Consider the following 17,651-nt stretch of genomic DNA (forward strand, 5'->3'; position numbering starts at 1 on the left):
AGCGCCGTAATGAAGGATTTCGCCTTGCCCAGCAGAAAAACCGCCATCGTCACCGGTTCCACCTCGGGCATCGGCCTGGCAATCGCCCATGCGCTCGCAGCCGATGGCTGCAACATCGTCGTCAATTCCTTTTCAGACACGGCTGACGACCAGGCCGTCACCGATGCGATCGCCAAGCATGACGGCGTGAAGACTGTCTACATCAAGGCAGATATGTCGAAGCCGGCCGAATGCCGGGCGCTGGTCGCAAAGGCAGCCGAGAGCTTCGGCTCGGTCGACATCCTGGTCAACAATGCCGGCATCCAGCATGTCGCGCCGGTGGAAGAATTTCCCGTCGAGAAGTGGGACGCCGTCATCGCCATCAATTTGTCGTCGGCCTTTCACACCATCGCCGCCGCCATCCCGCTGATGAGAGAAGCCGGCGGCGGCAGGATCGTCAACATCGCCTCGGCCCATGGGCTGGTCGCCTCGCCGTTCAAATCGGCCTATGTCGCGGCCAAGCACGGCATCATGGGGCTGACCAAGACGGTCGCTTTGGAACTGGCGCGCGACAAGATCACCTGCAACGCCATCTGTCCCGGCTATGTGCTGACGCCGCTGGTCGAGGCGCAGATCCCCGACCAGATGAAGGCGAACAAGATGGATCGCGACACGGTGGTCCGCGAGGTCATGCTCGAAAAGCAGCCGACCAAGGAATTCGTCACCGTCGAGCAAGTTGCCGCTGCCGCGGTGTTCCTGTGCTCGGATGCGGCGGCGCAGGTCAACGGCACGCAGATCTCGGTCGACGGCGGCTGGACCGCCCAGTGATGCATTCAATAGCTCTCTACACATCAAGGACCACGCCATGACGACGAACGGCAAGGTGGAGGAGCCCAAGAAGATCAACGTCGCGCTGCAGGGCGGCGGCTCGCACGGCGCCTTCTCCTGGGGGGTGCTCGACCAGCTGCTGGAGGACGGGCGGCTCGACATCGCGGCGGTTTCGGGCACCAGCGCCGGCGCCATGAACGCGGTGGCGCTGGCCGACGGCTTCGTCCGCGGCGGCGTCGAGGGCGCGCGGCAGAAGCTCGACGATTTCTGGCGCGCGGTGGCGCGGAAGGGCCGGTTCAGCCCGGTGCAGCGCATGCCGTGGGACGTGGCCTGGGGCAATTGGTCGATCGAGAACACGCCGGGCTATCTCTTTTTCGACACCATGTCGCGGGTGTTTTCGCCCTATGTCGCCAACCCGCTCGGCCTCAACCCGCTGCGTGACGTGATCGAAAAGGAGATCGATTTCGGCAATGTGCGCGCCTGCAAGTCGATGGAGCTGTTCATCTCCGCGACCAATGTCGAGACCGGGCAGTTACGCGTCTTTTCCGATGGCGAGATCGATCTCGACACGGTGATGGCGTCGGCTTGCCTGCCGCAGCTGTTCCGCGCCGTTGAGATCAAGGGCGTGCCCTACTGGGATGGCGGCTATGGCGGCAATCCGGCGCTGTTCCCTTTCTTCAAGACGACTGCCACCGAGGACGTGCTTTTGGTGCAGATCAATCCGGTGGTCCGCGAGGGGACGCCGAAGAGCGCCAACGAAATCCAGAATCGCATCGACGAGATTACCTTCAACGCCGGACTCTTGCGCGAATTCCGCTCGATTGCCTTCATCAAGGAGCTGATTGCCGCCGGCCGGCTGCCGCATGGCGAATACCGCGACATCCGCATGCACCGCATCGATGCCGACGAGGCATTCAAGGACCTGTCGGCATCATCCAAGGTCAATGCCGAATGGGCGTTCCTGACCTATCTGCGCGACCTTGGCCGCACCGCGGCCAGTGATTGGCTGGAGGAGAATTACGACGCCGTCGGCAAGCGAGCGACGCTTGACCTCTCAGGCGAGCTCGACGACGGCTTCAAACCGATGCGTGGACCGGCACCGGGGCGGCGGGTCAAGGAGTTCCTAGCGGCCCGCATGAAGCCCCGGGCTGCGCGCCGCCAAGCTTGAGTCGTTTTGTTTGTCAGCTTTTTTGCAAGGCTAGATCGATCACCCTGATCAGCGCGGCCGCAGCCCGCCGCTGCTCGTCCGGATCGCTGATGCGCATCTTCATGCCTTCCAGCCCGTCGAGCAGCATGTCGGCCAGCAATTTTGCCGACAAGCCCTTGGCGGCGAGATCGACGCCATTGCGTCCGGCCTCGTTCTGGATCGCTGCGGCGATATGCTCGGCAAACCGGCTGCGCCAGCAGCCGATCAGGTCGGCGAGACTCGATTTCATGTCAAGGAGTTCGGCGCCATGCGGCGAGGCGTGGACGGTGCGCGTCATCGAGATCAGCGCTTCGTCGATGGCCCGCATCGTGCGCCCGGCAAATGGTTCTTCGCCGGCGAGTGCCGTTTTCGCCTGCTCGAGCGAGCGGGAGAGCAGCATCAACGCGATGGCGCGATAAATATCGGTCTTGTTCTTGAACTGGAGATAAAGCGCCGGCCGCGACATGTCGGCGGCACGCGCAATGTCGTCCATGGTGGTGCGGGCGAAACCATAGGCCAGAAACACCTTCATCGCGCTGTCCAGAATGCGGGCGCGCTTGGGGTCTATGTCGGCGATATCTTCGATCTCGATCATGGCGCTACTTTTATCCTGCAAAAGCTCTATTGACAAAATGACGTAATTTGTCAAGATGTATGCGGACGAAATGGCCGACCGGCCTTTGCCCCGGGCTTTGGACGACAACAAAGGGTATCCCCATGCGCCTCACCGTCGACGGGCAGGCATTCGACGTCACTGCCGATCCCGAAATGCCGCTGCTGTGGGCGCTGCGCGATCTCATGGGCAAGACCGGGCCGAAGTTCGGCTGCGGCATTGCTGCCTGTGGCGCCTGCACGGTGCATATCGACGGCCAGCCGGTGCGCTCCTGTTCATTGCCGGTCGGTGAGGTCACCGGCGCGGTCACCACGATCGAAGGCATCGGCACCGAAGGCAGACTGCATCCGGTACAGCAGGCATGGCTGGAAGAGCAGGTCGCCCAGTGCGGCTACTGCCAGGCCGGCCAGATCATGAGCGCGGTAGCGCTGCTCGACGAGGTTGCCGAGCCGACCGATGCCGATATCGACGATGCCATGGGCGGCAATCTCTGCCGCTGCGGCACCTACCCGAAGATCCGTGCGGCGATCAGACGAGCGGTCGTCCTCAAGACGGCGGGGATCTGACCATGGCCAGTGTCGGAAAGATCGCTCGCCGCACGTTTCTCATCGGCACCGCTGCCATCGCGGGCGGCGTCGCCGTCGGCTATTACTACTATCGCAAGCCTTTTCCGAATCCGCTGGAGGGTGATCTCGCCGAGGACGAAGTCACCTTCAACCCCTATGTGAAGATCGGCGCCGACAACACCATCACCATCGTCGCGCCGCGCGCCGAGATGGGCCAAGGCATCTCGACGACGCTTGCTGCCATGGTTGCCGAAGAGCTCGATGTCGGGCTCGACCAGATCAAGGTCGAGCACGGCCCGGCCTCCTACGCCTATTTCAATGCGGCGATCCTGGAAGAGGGCGGTCCGTTCGCCTTCTTCGACGAAAGCATGACCGCGGAAATAGTACGCGCCGGCATGGGCGTGGTCGGAAAATTCCTCGCCCTGCAAGGCACCGGCGGTTCGACATCGACGCTCGATGGTTTCGGCAAGATGCGGCAGGCAGGCGCCGCCGCGCGGCAGATGCTGATTGCAGCTGCCGCGCAAAAGCTCGGTATAGCTGCCGTTGATCTGGAAACGGCCAACGGCTCGATCCTGCACAAGGCGTCGGGCAAGTCGCTGACCTATGGCGCGGTCGCCGCGACCGCTGCGACGATGCCGCCGCCCGCGGAAATCAGACTCAAAGACAAAGCCGACTGGAAACTGCTCGGCAAACCGCAAAAACGCATCGACATGCTGGCCAAGGTCACCGGGGCACCGATCTTCGGCATCGACGTGAAGCTGCCGGAGATGCTGTACGGCACGGTCAAGATGAGCCCGCGCTTCTGGGCCAAGCCGGTCAAGGCGGATTTCTCCAACGCCGAGAAAATGCCTGGCGTGATCAAGATCGTGCCGATCGACACGAATTACGGCCACGGCTTCGGCATCATCGCCGAAAACACCTGGGCGGCGTTCAAGGCGGCGGAGGCGATCGACGCCGAATGGGCCGATCCCGAATATCCGCTGGACAGCGCCGGCATTTCCGAGGTGCTGAAGCAGGCGCTCGGCACAAAAGGGTCGGTGATGCGCGACGATGGCGATGTCGATACCGCCTTCGCCGACGCGCCGCGCGAAAGGATCGTCGAGGCCGACTATGCCGTGCCTTATCTGGCACATGCGACGATGGAGCCGATGAACGCCACGGCGCGGCTGAAGGACGGCGTCCTCGACATCTGGTGCGGCAACCAGGCGCCGACCTTGGTGCGGCAGCTTTGCGCCAATGCTGTCGGCTTAGAGCAGGACAAGGTCAGCGTCCACACCACCTTCATGGGCGGCGGCTTCGGCCGACGTATCGAGGTGGACTTTGCGCTCTGTGCCGCGTTGATGGCGAAGGAAACGGCAGGCCGACCGATCAAGGTGATCTGGACGCGCGAGGAGGACATGCGCCACGACGCTTACCGGCCGGCTTCGGTCGGCAAATTCCAGGCGCGGCTTGGCGACGACGGCATGCCGGTCGCCATCGGCATGGCAATCGCCTCGCCATCGCCGATAGCCAGCACCTTGCGCCGGCTGTTTCCCTCGATATCGCCGCTCGGCCCCGACAAGTCGATTGTCGATGGGGCCTACGACCAGCCCTACACCATCCCGAATTACCGGGTCAGCGGCATTGCAGCGCCCGTCTCCATCCCGGTCGGCTTCTGGCGATCGGTCGGCTGCTCGATCAACGGCTTCTTTCATGAGGGCTTCATGGACGAGATCGCCGTCGCCGGGAAAACCGACCCGGTCGAACTGCGCAAGACGCTGATGGCAGCCTATCCGGCGGCGGTGAAGGTTGTCGAGAAGGTCGCCGAAATGGCGAAATGGGGCGAGGCGCTGCCCGCCGGCACGGCCAAGGGCATGGCGTTCACGCTGTCCTTCGGCAGTTGGGTCGGCGAGATCGTCCAGGTCGTGGACACGCCGTCCGGCATCCGCATCGAGAAGGTGTGGATCGCCGCCGATGTCGGCACCGCGCTCGATCCCGGCATCATTGAGGCGCAACTCATTTCCGCCGCCATCTACGGCCTGTCGGCAGCGATGGGCCAGGAGATTACTTTCGCCGACGGCATGGTCGAGCAGTCGAATTTTCATGACTACGACGTCATGCGCATCTCCCAGTGTCCGGCGTTCGAAGTCGCCATCCTGGAGAATTTTCACAAGATGGGCGGCGTCGGCGAGGTCGGCACGCCACCGGCGGCACCGGCACTCGCCAACGCCATCTTCGCACTGACCGGCAAGCGCATCCGGACACTGCCCTTATCGAAGGAGGTGACCTTTGCATGAAATATTTCCCACCATGCTGACAGCTGCTGCCATACTGTTTCGATGGCGCCTCCCCAGCGGCAGAGGAAAGCCAAGGCACGGCACCGATGACGGTCGATGCAGCCAAGGGCTTGCCCGAGGGACGCGGTCCGGCGGTTGCCTTCGCATCAGCACTGCGCCGACCGCCATGTCGCAGACGGAACGGCTGCGCTGGTCCGGCGCGCCTCATGGCGGCGGCCGCACCCTGCCCAGCGAAGTATTACTCATCAACATTTCTGACTATATTGCGGTGCAACTTTGATGTAGAAGCTCGTTCGCCGATCACGGCAAGTTGAACACGGCCTTGCGCGCACCCATATCGGCGACGCGCCCGAGTTAGAAGACGCGGCCTGGCCGAATCCCGCGCACTGGAAAAATGACGATGCCGAAATACAGGTTTCACAAGCTTGCAGCCATTGTTGTGCTTGTCGGTTTCGCTGCCTGGATGGCGACGGGCGAGTTCTCATCCGTCGGCAGCGCGGCCGCCGACAACGAACCTAAGGCGGGGGAGGTCGAGCAGCCAAAGGCGGTTGACGCCGGCAACGCCAAGCCCAGTGCGGCAGAACAGCCCAAGGCGACCTTGCGCACCGTCGCGACCATAACTCCGCCCAGGCGTAGCTATGCGCGCGCCATCCGGATTTCCGGACTGACCGAAGCCGATAAGCGCGCGGTGCTGGCGACCCGGGTCGACGGCATCATCGACAAGCTGCCGGTCAAGCAAGGACAGCACGTCAAGACGGGCGACCTCGTGCTGATGCTTGCCACCGAGGAAAAGCTTTCGGCGCTCAGCAATGCCAAGCAGCTTGTCGCGCAGCGTCAGGCCGAACTTGATGCGGCCTCGCGGCTGGCGAAAACCGGCAATCTGCCCAAGCTGCAGCTCGACAACGCTCGCTCCACCCTGACCTTAGCGCAGTCGATGCTGGAAGCCATGCAAGCCCAGCTTGATCGCAATGAGGTGAGGGCTCCGTTCGATGGCGTCATCGACCGGGTGCCGGTGGAGCTTGGCAGTTCCGTGATGCAGGGCGGCGAAGTGGCGACCATTCTGAGCCTCGATCCGGTGATCGCCCGCGGCGAGGTCAGCGAACGCGATCTCGGCTATCTGAAGATCGGCGACAAGGCGAAGGTACGGTTGGTCAGCGGCCAGAATGTCGAGGGCACCGTGCGCTATATCAGCCGCGACGCCTCGTCCGCCACCCGCACCTTCCGCGTCGAGATCGCAATCCCCAACCCCGAGGGCACCATTCCGGCCGGGATGACCGCCGAGATCGCGCTGAGCGCGCAGCCGACCGACGCTGTCATGCTGCCGCGCTCCGTGGTGACGCTGGGCGACAAGGGCGACCTCGGCATTCGCGCCGTCGACAAGGATAACAAGGTCGTGTTCTTCCCGATCGACCTGGTCGACGACACGCCAACCGGCCTGGTGCTCGGCGGCATCCCTGCCGATGCGCGCATCATCGTCGCCGGCCAGGAACTGGTGAAGGAAGGCGAAGTGGTCAAGCCGGTCGAGGCCGACCAGGCGACCATTCAGAAGCTGCTGGGCGAAGCGACAGCCGGGACGCAGTAATCATGGATATCGTCAAACTCGCAATCAGCAATGCCAGGCTGACCATTTCGGTGCTGGTCTTCCTCATCCTTGCCGGTGCGGTCGCCTATCAGTCGACACCGAAGGAAGCGGAACCCGACGTTCCGATTCCGATGATGTATGTCAGCCTGATCTATCAGGGCATCTCGCCCGAGGATTCGGAACGCCTTCTGCTGCGGCCGATGGAAGCCAAGCTGAAAAGCCTCAAAGGTCTCAAGGAGATGCGTTCGGCCGCCTTCCAGGGCGGCGGTTATGTGCTGGTCGAATTCCACCCGCAGACGGATCTGGCGACGGCGCTGCAGGACACGCGCAGCAAGGTCCAGGATGGCAAGGCCGACCTGCCGCAGGCAGCCGAGGAGCCTGTGGTCTCCGAAGTCAACGTCTCCGAGTTCCCCGTCCTTGTCGTGACGCTGTCGGGCGAGGTGCCCGAGCGCGTTCTGACGACGGCGGCGCGCGAGTTGCGCGACCGCATCGAGGAAGTGCCTGGCGTGCTGGAGGGCGCGCTGCAAGGCGCCCGCGACGATCTCGTCGAAGTCGTCATCGATCCGATGAAACTGTCGTCCTATGGGCTGCAGCTAGAGCAGCTGATCGGTGCGGTTGGCGATTCCAACAGTCTTGTCGCCGCCGGCAACATCGAAGGATCCGAAGGCAAATACGCGGTCAAGGTGCCGTCGCTGATCGAAACGCCGCAGGACGTGGCGGCGCTTCCGATCGTCGCCGGCCCCAATGCCGTCGTGCAGGCCAAGGATATCGCCACCGTCCGCTCCACCTTCAAGGACGCCGAGACGGTGACCCGTCTCGACGGCAAACCGGCGATCGCCATCGAGGTGAAGAAGCGCATCGGCTCCAACCTGATCGACACGATCGCCCAGGTGAGGGCCGTGTCCGATGCCTTCATAAAGACCATGCCGGAAGGCATGCACGTCACCTACACGCAGGACAAATCGGTCTTCGTCAACCAGTTGCTCGGCGATCTGCAGAACCACGTCATGATCGCCGTGATCCTGGTGTTCATCGTCATTCTCTACGCGCTGTCGGGCCGCGCCTCACTGCTGATCGGCCTGGCCATTCCATCGTCTTTCCTGATCGGCATCCTGCTGTTGGCCATGATGGGCTACACGATCAACATGATCGTGCTGTTCAGCCTCATCCTGGCGGTCGGCATGCTGGTCGACGACGCCATCATCGTCACCGAATTCGCCGAGCGGCGGATGAGCGAAGGCATGCCCAAGGCAGAGGCCTTCGCGCTTGCCGCCAAGCGCATGGCCGGTCCGGTTATCGCCGCGACGATGACGCGCATCGCCGCCTTCTCGCCGCTGCTGTTCTGGCCAGGCATCATCGGCGACTTCATGAAATACATGCCGATCACGCTGATCGTCACGCTCTCGGCCTCGATGCTTTATGCGCTGGTTTTTGCACCGGCGCTGGGCGCCTTGTTCGCCAAGGCGCCGCCGCATCACGAGAACGACAACCGCGACGGCTGGTACATGGCGGTGGTCAAGCAGGCGGTTCGCTTTCCCATCACCGTGCTTCTGCTCACCGTCGGGCTCTTGTTCGGTGTCGGTTTTGCCTATTCGAAATACGGCGCCGGTGTCGAGTTCTTCCCGAATGTCGAGCCTGACTACGGCCTGCTCTATGTGCACGCCCGCGGCAACCTTTCGCTCGCCGAAATGGATGCCGCCACAACGACCGCGGAGAACCGGCTTCTCGGCTGGCCAGGGGTGAAATCGGTCTATACCCGAGTCGGCAAGACGCAAGGCGGCGGCCAGGACATTCCTGAAGACGTGGTCGGCGTGATCCAGTACGAGTTCATCGACTGGCGCGAGCGCAAATCGGCGAACGCGATCCTGGACGAACTGCGCGGCGTCATGGCCGGCATTCCCGGCGTCGACGTCGAGGTTCGCGTGCCCGAGGCCGGCCCGCCCACCGGCAAGCCGATCCAGATCAGGCTTTCGGCCGTCGACCCGAAAGGTCTCGACGACAAGGCGCGCGCCGTCGCCGCACGCATTGCCAAGGTGCCCGGCGTCATCGACATTTCCGACGGCCTGCCGCCGCCCGGCGTCGACTGGGCGCTCGACGTCGACCGCGCCAAGGCGGCGCAATACGGCATCAGCCCGACCTCGGTCGGCACGGTGGTGCAACTGGTGACGAACGGGCTGAAGCTCAGCGAATACCGGCCGGCCGGTGCTGACGACGCCGTCGACATCAGGCTGCGCCTGCCCGAAGACCGGCGCACGCTGTCGACGCTCGACGACCTCAGGGTGCAGACGTCGCAAGGGTCGGTGCCGATCTCGAATTTCGTCGCGCGCAAGCCCGAGCCGACCGTCGGCGTCCTCAACCGCATCGACGGCGCGCGCACCGTGGTCGTCCAGGCCAATGTCGCCGCCGGCGAGCAAGTCGCTTCTGTCCAGCAGCATGTCAGCCAGGCGGTCACCGACATGGATCTCGGCAGCGGCATACGCTGGAAGCTTGCCGGCTCTAACGAGGACAGCGCCGAGGCCAGCGCTTTCCTCAGCAGGGCCTTCGGTGCGGCGATCTTCCTGATCTTCCTGGTGCTGCTGATGCAGTTCAACAAGTTCACCAGCGTCTGGCTGGTGCTGTCCTGCGTGGTCATGGCGACCGTCGGCGTGTTCCTCGGATTGCTGTTGACCGGAGAGGCGTTCGGCATCGTCATGTCGGGCATCGGCGTCATCGCGCTGGCCGGCGTGGTGGTGAACAACAACATCGTGCTGATCGACACCTATGACCGGCTGCGCGAAGAGGGCTGGGACAAGATGGACGCGGTGCTGCAGACCTGCCGCGAACGTGCTCGACCGGTCGTGCTGACGGCGGTGTCGGCGATCCTCGGCGTGCTGCCGATCGCTTTCGGCCTTGGTCTTGAAATCTTCCATCACGAGACGACGATCAACGCGCCGTCGACGCAATGGTGGATCTCACTGTCCTCGGCGATCGTCTTCGGGCTGTCCTTCGCCACTTTGCTGACGCTGGTGGTGACACCGTCGATGCTGATGGTGTTCACGCGTAGCAAGAACAGCCGCTTCTATGCATTCTTCCGTCGGGTGTTCCGGCGCGGAACGCCAGCCGATGCGACTATGGAGACCTCCGCAAGGCCGGTCTTGCTCGACGAGCCGGCGATCGACTTCCCGAAGGCCGCCGAATAGGTCGCTCGCTTCAGCCCCATTTCAGCCCAAGGGTAGAAAAGGCCGCCGGGAACAACCCAGCGGCCTTTTGCATTGTCCTGTCATGGAATGCCTCAAAGCGGGGAGTTTCTCATGACGCTCAGCACCATTCTCATCATCATCCTGATCCTCATTCTGATCGGCGCGGTGCCGACATGGCCTCATTCGCGTTCCTGGGGTTATGGTCCCTCCGGCATCGTCGGCGTCATCCTGATCGTGCTGCTGGTGTTGCTGCTGATGGGCAGGATTTGACCTGGAGATTGGTGCGCACGAACCTACAGCGCTGCGCGTCCTTTAGGACTCGCAGCGCTGCAGCATTTGATTTGATGCAGGTGTTTCCGAGCTTTCGCTTCGGAGGGCGCGCGGCCCGCCCTTGGCTTGGCGCTGCCGGTATGGCTGGCCATGCACCGCGACGTGCACACCAGCGTGCGCATCTGCCGTGTCGCGGATTTCCTCTATGAGGAGTTGAAACGCTATTCGGCCGGGGCCGCGTCAGGCGCGAATTCGGCGCGGTGAGCGAGCCCGGCCATCAAAAAGACGACGACCAGCAGCCCCGATAAAGCGACGAAGATCGGACTGAAGCTCGAGTGCTCGGCGATGAAGCCGATCGCCGACGGCGCCACCAGAATGCCGGAATAGCCCATTGTGGTGACGACGCTCATGCCGGTGCCGGATGACATGCCTTCCTGGTTACCGCCGGCCGAAAACAGGATCGGCACCATATTGGCGATGCCGAAACCGCAAAGCGCAAAAGCTGAGATGGCGAGCCAGGGCGAGGGCGCCAGCCCCGCCACCAGCATGCCGGCAGCGGCGACAAGTGCCGATGCGCGCAGCGTCGTCACGGCGCCGAAACGGTTGCGGACGCCGTCGCCAACGAAGCGCATGACGGCCATGACGCCGGAAAAAGCCGCGTAGGCCAAACCAGCTACGGCGAGGTCGGTGCCGAGTTCCTGTTGCAGGTAAAGCGCTGCCCAGTCGAGCACCGCACCCTCGGAGATCATCGTCATCAGCGCCATCAGCCCGACCAGATAGACCAGCGGATTTCCAGGCAGCGCGAATTTGCGATGCCCGATTGCCGCCGAGGACGCTTGGGGCGGCTTGTTCTCGGCGATCAGGTAGCGCACCGCCACGGCAATCACGGCAAAAGCGAGCGCCGTCACCACCGCCGCATGGGCGAGATGACCGTAATTCTGTATGGCGAGGCCACCGAGAGCGCCGCCGGCGAAACCGCCAAGGCTCCAGAAGCCGTGCGAGGACGACATGATGGCCCGGGACAAGCGCCGTTCCACCACGACCGCATTGGCGTTCATGGCGACATCCATGCCGCCGATCGAACCGCCGAAGATGAACATGGCGATGGCCGCCAGCGGCACGTTGGGGGCAAGCGCCACAACCAGCAGGCCGAAGCTGCCGATGAGACCGAACCAGCGCAGCACGGTGCGCGACCCATGCCTGGAGATCAGGTGGCCGCACCAGGTCATCGCTGTGACCGCGCCGGCGCCGAACAGCAGGATCAGCAGGCCAAGCGTGAACTTGCTGATTTCCAGCCGGGTCAGCACCACCGGGATCTGCGGCGCCCAGGCGCCGGTCAGAAAGCCATTGGCCAGGAAGATGGCCGCCACGGCCCATCGTCCACGAATGGCGGCCTGCATGCGGTTTAGCGTGTCCATCGTGTGGAATCCGATGCGAAAAAAGCTTCGCGCGGCAAATTAGATCGATTCAATCCCCAGTCAAGCGCTCGTTCTTGAAAAGTGCTTGGGCCAAACAAGGAGATAGGACCGTCCCGTTCGCGGCGGATTGCCCACGCTGGAGATTAGCGGAAACGCCTCTCCTGGGGGAAGACTCAGTGATCCCTGGGGCGTCTTGCCTCGAACTCGGCCTTCTTGGCATCGGAGGCGTCAAGCTGGTTGAGCGCCTGCCATTCGGCATAGGGCATGCCGTAGATGATCTCGCGCGACTGGTCCTTGCTGAGTTCGACACCCTCGGCCTCCGCGGCGTCGCGATACCAATTGGAGAGGCAATTGCGGCAGAAGCCGGCGAGGTTCATCAGGTCGATATTCTGCACGTCCGTGCGTTCGCGCAGATGCGCGACCAGCCGGCGGAAGGCGGCGGCTTCGAAATCGCGTTTCTGCTCGTCGCTGAGTTCGGTCATGTGTTCTTGGCCTCCTTGGGCCTCCTTAGAGCGGCCCGGTGCGCGAGCCGAATCGTCTGACCTGATGTATATCGGGACGGCAATTGATCGCGTCAACGATCGGCGCCAGCCGTTCGGCCCAGGCGACCGTATCCTGCCGATCGGCGATCAGGTCCTGACGGATTTCGATCAGCGCATGGGCAAAGCCGTTGACGATGGCATGTCTGAACATGGTGTCGCCGCGCAGCGCGCCGTCATAGGGCTCGTTGTCGCCGACGATAAGGCTTTTGTCCTCGGCGAGTATGTCGATGAGCGGTCGCGCCACCCGGTCGTCGCGATCCCACAAGATGCCAACATGCCAGGGGCGCACGAACCCCTGCATGAACGGGGTGAAGGAATGCACCGAAAGGATAAAGGGGGCGCTTGCACAAGCCTGCGCCACCGAGGCGATCATGGCGCCGACCGCATCGTGATAGGGCCGATAGAAGCGGTCGAGCCGCCTTTCACGTTCTTTCAGAGCAAGTGGATAATTTCCCGAAATGACGGTGCCGTCATAGAGTTGGCGGATCAGCGTCGGATCGTCCTCGCCGCGATTGGGATCGATCAGAAGTCGCGAAAAATTGGCGAGTACTGCCGGCACGCCGAGCAACGCGGCCAGTTCGCGGGTCACCGTCTCGACACCGATGTCGTAGGCGATATGGCGGTCGAATTCCGCCGCCGGCAGGCCGAGGCTGCCATACTCTTCCGGCAGGTCGCGACGGGCGTGGTCGGCCAGGAGCACGATGCCTCGCTTGCGGTCGCCCTCGACGATGTCGAAAGGCGCGAAAACTGTGGATCGGGTCATCGGCGGGAAATGGTCTGTTCGCTGGCTTCGGGGGAGGATGGTATCGTCTTTCCACGAAGGGGACGATTACGCAATGCCGTCGTTTGGCCACGGTTTCTGCGGAAATCTGGCAATAGGCGACAGACCGTGCGCCGGAGCCTTACTAAATCGATTGGAATTGAGCAGAAGGGCGCGTTGACATGCGCCCGGACTTTTCCGAAAAGGGGCGTTGAGAGATGCAAATGTGGTTCTTGAGAGGTTTCAGGATGGGTTCCGCCGGCAGGCCGCGTGTGCGCTATGCCTTCGCCATGCCGTTCCTGACCTTCGCCGTGGGCCTCGCCGCGATGGTTGCTGCCTCGCCGGCGCTCGCCGATTTCCGTGTCTGCAACGCCACGCAGAACCTGGTCGGCGTCGGCATCGGCTATCGCGCCAAGGCCGGCTGGATCACCGAAGGCTGGTGGCACATCGAGGGATCGAGCTGCAAGACGCTGATCGAGGGCCCGCTGTCATCAAGATTTTACTATCTTTATGCAGAAGACGCCGAGCGCGGCGGGCGCTGGGATGGTCCGATCAACATGTGCGTGGCCGAAAAAGAATTCAAGATCGCCGGCGTTAGCGATTGCGTCGCCCGGGGCTTCCAGCGCGCCGGATTCCAGGAATATGACACGGGCGAGCAGGCAAGCTGGATGGTCCAGCTGACCGATGACCCCGCAACGGGGGGCGTTCCAGCCGCCCCGGGAACAAACAGTCAATGAGACGCAGCCGCAAGGTCAAGATACTCGCCACCATCGGTCCGGCCTCCTCCTCCGAGGACATGCTGAAGAAACTCTTCGAAGCCGGCGCCGACGTGTTTCGCATCAATATGAGCCACACCGATCATGAATTGATGCGCACACTTGTCGGTCGCATCCGCACGGTCGAGACAGCTGTCGGCCGGCCGATCGGCATTCTCGCCGACCTGCAGGGACCCAAGCTGCGGGTCGGCAAGTTTGCCAACGGCAAGGAGACGCTGACACTCGGCCAGGCCTTCACCCTCGACGACAATCCCGAGCCTGGCAACTCGTCCAGGGTCTATCTGCCCCATCCGGAAATCCTGAGATCGGTCGAGGCCGGTCACCGTCTTTTGATCGACGACGGCAAACTCGAGCTGAAGGCGGTGAAGAGCGACGGCAAGGCGATCGTCTGCACCGTCGTCGCTGGCAGCAGCATCTCCGACAAGAAGGGCGTCAGCCTGCCCGACACCGACCTGCCGGTCGGCGCGCTGACCGAAAAGGACCGCAGCGATCTCGATGCTGTGCTGGCCACCGGCGTCGACTGGGTGGCGCTGTCGTTCGTGCAGCGGCCCGAGGATCTCGCGGAAGCGCGCAAGATCGCGCGCGGCCGGGCGCTGATCATGGCCAAGATCGAAAAGCCGCAGGCAGTCGCCAGGCTGGCCGAGATCATCGAACTTTCGGACGCACTGATGGTTGCCCGCGGCGATCTCGGCGTCGAAATGCCGCTCGAAGCCGTGCCCGGCATCCAGAAGCAGATCACCCGCGCCGCGCGCCGCGCCGGCAAGCCGGTGGTGATCGCCACGCAGATGCTGGAATCGATGATCACCGCGCCGGTGCCGACCCGCGCCGAGGTGTCGGACGTCTCGATCGCCGTGTTCGAAGGCGCCGACGCCGTCATGCTCTCGGCCGAATCCGCAGCCGGCGCCTACCCCGTCGAGGCGGTGGCGATGATGAACCGCATCGCCAGCAAGGTCGAAACCGACCCGACCTATGCCGGCATCATCAACGCGCAGCGCTCGGAGCCGGAAGCGACCGGCGCCGACGCCATTTCGCTCGCCGCCCGCGAAATCGCCGAGACACTGAAACTGTCGGCGATCATCAGCTATACGGCGTCGGGCACGACCGGCCTGCGCGCCGCGCGCGAGCGGCCGCAGGTGCCGATCGTCGCGCTTTCGCCGATCGTCAACACGGCGCGGCGGCTGTCGCTTTTGTGGGGCACGCATTGCGTCGTCTCGCCCGACGCCATCGACCTCGACGATATGGTCGACCGCGCCTGCCGCATCGCTTTGGATGAAGGGTTCGGCAAGCCCGGCGACCGGGTCATCATCACCGCCGGCGTGCCGTTGAGGACGCCCGGCTCCACCAACATGCTGCGCATCGCCTATGTCGGATCGGACGTGCAGGCCCGCCGCTAGGCCGCTCAGCCTGGCCGTCGCCCAGAATGATTTTCAGCGAGGTTGCTCTAAGTTGGCGCGAGTTCGGCTTCCGGCGCTGTGATGTCGGCGCATCTGCCGGCACCGTAGGTGTCGCCGGCAATCCTGATTTCCACGGCCTTCGCCATTGCCTGAAGGTCCACGTCCCTGCCGGCGACCTTTTCGATCGCGCCGACAACGAGATCGGGTGCTATCCAGTCTGGCTTGTGGCCGAGATTGCGGACCCAGACCAGTTCGGCCCCGGCGATATCGCGGACGAGGCCGACCGAATGGATCGTTGCATAGACCACCTTGTCGCGGTCGCCCGAGATGACCACAGTCGGCGCCTTGATACCGCGGTAGTGCGGTGCGGCATCAAGCGTGTAGGGATAAAGTCCGGCGACATCGGTGGCGTTGGCACGAAAGGCGTTCGGCCGAAGCACCAGCGGGATCGCGACCTTGGCGACATAGAAGTCCGGCACCTTGTTGGGGGCAAAGACGCAGGCGGTGGCGGCATTCATCTGCAGCGTTCCCGACGGATAGGTCAGCGTTTCGGAAAAAAGCCGGCCGACGATCGGAATGGTCGTCAAATTGTAGTACCAGGCGGTCGCGCCGCCCGGCCAGGGATGGGTGGCAGGCGCCATGAACACCAGGCCGAGCGTTTTGTCGGGATGCTCGCGGCCGAAGGCGGTGGTCACCGAGCCGCCGAAGGAATGGCTGGCAATGATGGCTTTGCTGATGCCGAGATGGTCCATCAGCGCTGCGATGGTGCTGGCCTGTGCCGATGGCGTCTCGTTGTTGCCGGGGCCGCGCGCCGACCAGCCTGCACCCGGGCGGTCGAAGAACAGCATCTCGGCACGGCCTTCCAGCAAGGGCCTCAACGGCAGCATCTGATCCCTGAGATTGGCGCTGGCGCCGTGGATAAAGACAATTGGCGGCAGTTCGGCGTCTTCCCGCGCCGGAACGTGAACGTAGTGGATGCGGGCACCGTTTATATCCGCGAAGTCGCCGATCGGCGGATTGCGGCGCTCGATCAGCCATGAACCGGCGCGGGTGACACCTGCAAGGGTGAACACAAGCGCCAGGAGGAAGGCGAGCGCGGCGTAGATCGGGTTCATGGAGAGAGGTACGGACCGGAGCGAAATTAGTTCACAGTCTAGCTAAAAAGACTTTCACTCAAGTGGAATTGTCCGCCAACCGGCAATTCAGATACCTTCGCCGGCAAGTTCTTCGGAAAGCGTGCCGACCTGATCCTGGGCGCTGCGCATCATCGGATAGATGCTGAGCACGCGCTGCCAGGCTTCCAGCGCCGACTGCTTGTGGCCGGTTACCGCCATGATCTGCGCCAGGCCGGACAGTGCGCCAAAATGGCGCGGCTCGAGCTGCAGCGTGCGGTCGATGTCCGCCATCGATTTCCCAAAGTTATTCATCATGAAATGTACGGTGGCGCGTCGGTTCCAGCCTTCGGCATAGGCCGGTTGCAACGTCACCACCTGGTCGAGGAAGTCGAGCGCCACGTCGAACTTCTTGTCTTCGGCCGCTTTTTGCGACCATTGCATCATCAGGTCGATCGAGGCGCTGCCGGATTGCGACCACTCGTGCGAGATGCGCGCGGCGATGCGCTCGGCGGCTTTTTCATTGCGCTCGCGCTTCAGGTCAACAAACAGCTGGTCGAGCCTTGCCTCCCTGGTCGTGACAACCGGAGGGGTGACCGGGTCTTCCGCTTGAGCCGGAGGCGGGGCGAAAAGAAAAAGCGCCGCGAAGAATGCAAAATGAATCCGCATGACCGGAATCTAACCCCGGACAGCGGATCGTCAAACTGAATTTAGCGTGAGAGGCCGGCAGGCCGGCAAATTACATCATGCAAGCGCGGAGGCAGGCACCCCCACGCGAAAACACTCAACCCTGGCGCGCCTTGTAGCGCGGGGCGGTCTTGTTGATGATGTACACGCGGCCCTTGCGGCGAACCAGCTGGTTGTCGCGGTGACGCGCCTTGAGCGCCTTGAGCGAATTCTTGATCTTCATGGTCTTGCCCGTCGGTCTGGGCCCGCTTGGGCCGAATTATTAAGGCGCGCTCGGAAAGCGCGCCTCTCAACTTGTGCGTGGCTCATAAACGAGGAGCCTTGCCCGTGTCAACCGCAAGCGTGCTTCATAGATGAAGCTGGTGCGGCGGATTTTGAGTTCCTGCTCTACCGACGGCATTATGCATGTCGCGCAAAAGTGTGCAGCGGTTTTGCGATAACGACATGCATAAAACAACAACCTAAAGCGCGTCGCGTGGGGCC

General features: G+C 63.2%; 16 protein-coding genes and 1 pseudogene. 10 read left to right on the forward strand and 7 right to left on the reverse strand.

Annotation, left to right across the window (positions count from 1 at the left end; all coding sequences use genetic code 11):
* The first annotated feature begins 9 nt into the window (after positions 1-9).
* Both AC0L16_RS26240 and AC0L16_RS26245 read left to right on the forward strand, forming a co-directional pair.
* Entirely contained in the window at positions 10-807 is a 798-nt protein-coding gene (locus tag AC0L16_RS26240; RefSeq protein WP_473624191.1) for a 3-hydroxybutyrate dehydrogenase, read from the forward strand.
* A gap of 37 nt (positions 808-844) precedes the next feature.
* Entirely contained in the window at positions 845-1,975 is a 1,131-nt protein-coding gene (locus AC0L16_RS26245) for a patatin-like phospholipase family protein (RefSeq protein WP_473624192.1), read from the forward strand.
* Between the two features lie 13 nt (positions 1,976-1,988).
* Here the strand turns inward: AC0L16_RS26245 and AC0L16_RS26250 are convergent, their stop codons facing one another.
* Positions 1,989-2,588 carry a TetR/AcrR family transcriptional regulator gene (locus AC0L16_RS26250; protein WP_473624193.1) on the reverse strand — a complete coding sequence of 200 codons (600 nt, stop codon included), beginning with the start codon at positions 2,586-2,588 and terminating at the stop codon, positions 1,989-1,991.
* 122 nt (positions 2,589-2,710) lie between these two features.
* Here AC0L16_RS26250 and AC0L16_RS26255 point away from each other — a divergent pair, with 122 nt between their 5' ends.
* The 6 genes and pseudogenes from AC0L16_RS26255 to AC0L16_RS26280 form a co-directional block, all read left to right on the forward strand.
* The gene (locus AC0L16_RS26255) at positions 2,711-3,172 is read left to right on the forward strand and encodes a (2Fe-2S)-binding protein (RefSeq protein ID WP_473624195.1); all 462 of its coding nucleotides are present in this window, start codon (positions 2,711-2,713) and stop codon (positions 3,170-3,172) included.
* Between the two features lie 2 nt (positions 3,173-3,174).
* A complete protein-coding gene (locus AC0L16_RS26260) occupies positions 3,175-5,448 on the forward strand; it encodes a xanthine dehydrogenase family protein molybdopterin-binding subunit (protein WP_473624196.1) in 2,274 nt (757 codons plus the stop codon).
* Between the two features lie 400 nt (positions 5,449-5,848).
* Positions 5,849-7,030, forward strand: a complete 1,182-nt coding sequence (locus AC0L16_RS26265; protein WP_473624197.1) for an efflux RND transporter periplasmic adaptor subunit — start codon at positions 5,849-5,851, stop codon at positions 7,028-7,030.
* A gap of 2 nt (positions 7,031-7,032) precedes the next feature.
* Entirely contained in the window at positions 7,033-10,209 is a 3,177-nt protein-coding gene (locus AC0L16_RS26270; RefSeq protein WP_473624199.1) for an efflux RND transporter permease subunit, read from the forward strand.
* 111 nt (positions 10,210-10,320) lie between these two features.
* The gene (locus AC0L16_RS26275; protein ID WP_077375416.1) at positions 10,321-10,479 is read left to right on the forward strand and encodes a DUF3309 family protein; all 159 of its coding nucleotides are present in this window, start codon (positions 10,321-10,323) and stop codon (positions 10,477-10,479) included.
* A 114-nt stretch (positions 10,480-10,593) separates the two neighbouring features.
* Positions 10,594-10,743, forward strand: a pseudogene (locus AC0L16_RS26280) (LysR family transcriptional regulator); the annotation flags it as partial.
* Here AC0L16_RS26280 and AC0L16_RS26285 read toward each other — a convergent pair.
* The 3 genes from AC0L16_RS26285 to AC0L16_RS26295 form a co-directional block, all read right to left on the reverse strand.
* A complete protein-coding gene (locus AC0L16_RS26285) occupies positions 10,701-11,897 on the reverse strand; it encodes an MFS transporter (protein WP_473624200.1) in 1,197 nt (398 codons plus the stop codon). The pseudogene AC0L16_RS26280 and the gene AC0L16_RS26285 sit on opposite strands and share 43 nt — an antisense overlap.
* Positions 11,898-12,070: 173 nt before the next feature.
* On the reverse strand, positions 12,071-12,379 hold the full coding sequence (locus AC0L16_RS26290; protein WP_473624202.1) for a DUF1244 domain-containing protein: 309 nt from the start codon (positions 12,377-12,379) through the stop codon (positions 12,071-12,073).
* Positions 12,380-12,404: 25 nt separating this feature from the next.
* Positions 12,405-13,202 carry an N-formylglutamate amidohydrolase gene (locus tag AC0L16_RS26295; protein WP_473624203.1) on the reverse strand — a complete coding sequence of 266 codons (798 nt, stop codon included), beginning with the start codon at positions 13,200-13,202 and terminating at the stop codon, positions 12,405-12,407.
* Positions 13,203-13,447: 245 nt separating this feature from the next.
* On the opposite strand from AC0L16_RS26295, the gene AC0L16_RS26300 reads away from it, so the two are divergent.
* Together AC0L16_RS26300 and pyk are read left to right on the forward strand one after the other, a co-directional pair.
* Positions 13,448-13,936, forward strand: coding sequence for a DUF1036 domain-containing protein (locus tag AC0L16_RS26300; protein ID WP_473624258.1), 489 nt, complete (start codon positions 13,448-13,450; stop codon positions 13,934-13,936).
* The gene (pyk, locus tag AC0L16_RS26305; RefSeq protein ID WP_473624204.1) at positions 13,933-15,369 is read left to right on the forward strand and encodes a pyruvate kinase; all 1,437 of its coding nucleotides are present in this window, start codon (positions 13,933-13,935) and stop codon (positions 15,367-15,369) included. Before AC0L16_RS26300 ends, pyk begins: the two co-directional genes overlap by 4 nt.
* A gap of 47 nt (positions 15,370-15,416) precedes the next feature.
* Here the strand turns inward: pyk and AC0L16_RS26310 are convergent, their stop codons facing one another.
* The 3 genes from AC0L16_RS26310 to ykgO form a co-directional block, all read right to left on the reverse strand.
* Positions 15,417-16,484, reverse strand: coding sequence for an alpha/beta fold hydrolase (locus AC0L16_RS26310; protein ID WP_473624205.1), 1,068 nt, complete (start codon positions 16,482-16,484; stop codon positions 15,417-15,419).
* A gap of 87 nt (positions 16,485-16,571) precedes the next feature.
* Positions 16,572-17,150 carry a tetratricopeptide repeat protein gene (locus tag AC0L16_RS26315; RefSeq protein WP_473624206.1) on the reverse strand — a complete coding sequence of 193 codons (579 nt, stop codon included), beginning with the start codon at positions 17,148-17,150 and terminating at the stop codon, positions 16,572-16,574.
* Positions 17,151-17,265: 115 nt separating this feature from the next.
* A complete protein-coding gene (ykgO, locus tag AC0L16_RS26320; RefSeq protein ID WP_006327841.1) occupies positions 17,266-17,391 on the reverse strand; it encodes a type B 50S ribosomal protein L36 in 126 nt (41 codons plus the stop codon).
* Positions 17,392-17,651: the final 260 nt, after the last annotated feature.

This window comes from Mesorhizobium sp. WSM4848 (assembly GCF_055811375.1).

Bases quoted from the DNA above. Each gene is read 5' to 3' on its own strand.
- AC0L16_RS26240 (WP_473624191.1), top strand. From the start codon at position 10: ATGAAGGATTTCGCCTTGCCCAGCAGAAAAACCGCCATCGTCACCGGT.
- AC0L16_RS26245 (WP_473624192.1), top strand. From the start codon at position 845: ATGACGACGAACGGCAAGGTGGAGGAGCCCAAGAAGATCAACGTCGCG.
- AC0L16_RS26250 (WP_473624193.1), bottom strand. From the start codon at position 2,588: ATGATCGAGATCGAAGATATCGCCGACATAGACCCCAAGCGCGCCCGC.
- AC0L16_RS26255 (WP_473624195.1), top strand. From the start codon at position 2,711: ATGCGCCTCACCGTCGACGGGCAGGCATTCGACGTCACTGCCGATCCC.
- AC0L16_RS26260 (WP_473624196.1), top strand. From the start codon at position 3,175: ATGGCCAGTGTCGGAAAGATCGCTCGCCGCACGTTTCTCATCGGCACC.
- AC0L16_RS26265 (WP_473624197.1), top strand. From the start codon at position 5,849: ATGCCGAAATACAGGTTTCACAAGCTTGCAGCCATTGTTGTGCTTGTC.
- AC0L16_RS26270 (WP_473624199.1), top strand. From the start codon at position 7,033: ATGGATATCGTCAAACTCGCAATCAGCAATGCCAGGCTGACCATTTCG.
- AC0L16_RS26275 (WP_077375416.1), top strand. From the start codon at position 10,321: ATGACGCTCAGCACCATTCTCATCATCATCCTGATCCTCATTCTGATC.
- AC0L16_RS26285 (WP_473624200.1), bottom strand. From the start codon at position 11,897: ATGGACACGCTAAACCGCATGCAGGCCGCCATTCGTGGACGATGGGCC.
- AC0L16_RS26290 (WP_473624202.1), bottom strand. From the start codon at position 12,379: ATGACCGAACTCAGCGACGAGCAGAAACGCGATTTCGAAGCCGCCGCC.
- AC0L16_RS26295 (WP_473624203.1), bottom strand. From the start codon at position 13,202: ATGACCCGATCCACAGTTTTCGCGCCTTTCGACATCGTCGAGGGCGAC.
- AC0L16_RS26300 (WP_473624258.1), top strand. From the start codon at position 13,448: ATGGGTTCCGCCGGCAGGCCGCGTGTGCGCTATGCCTTCGCCATGCCG.
- pyk (WP_473624204.1), top strand. From the start codon at position 13,933: ATGAGACGCAGCCGCAAGGTCAAGATACTCGCCACCATCGGTCCGGCC.
- AC0L16_RS26310 (WP_473624205.1), bottom strand. From the start codon at position 16,484: ATGAACCCGATCTACGCCGCGCTCGCCTTCCTCCTGGCGCTTGTGTTC.
- AC0L16_RS26315 (WP_473624206.1), bottom strand. From the start codon at position 17,150: ATGCGGATTCATTTTGCATTCTTCGCGGCGCTTTTTCTTTTCGCCCCG.
- ykgO (WP_006327841.1), bottom strand. From the start codon at position 17,391: ATGAAGATCAAGAATTCGCTCAAGGCGCTCAAGGCGCGTCACCGCGAC.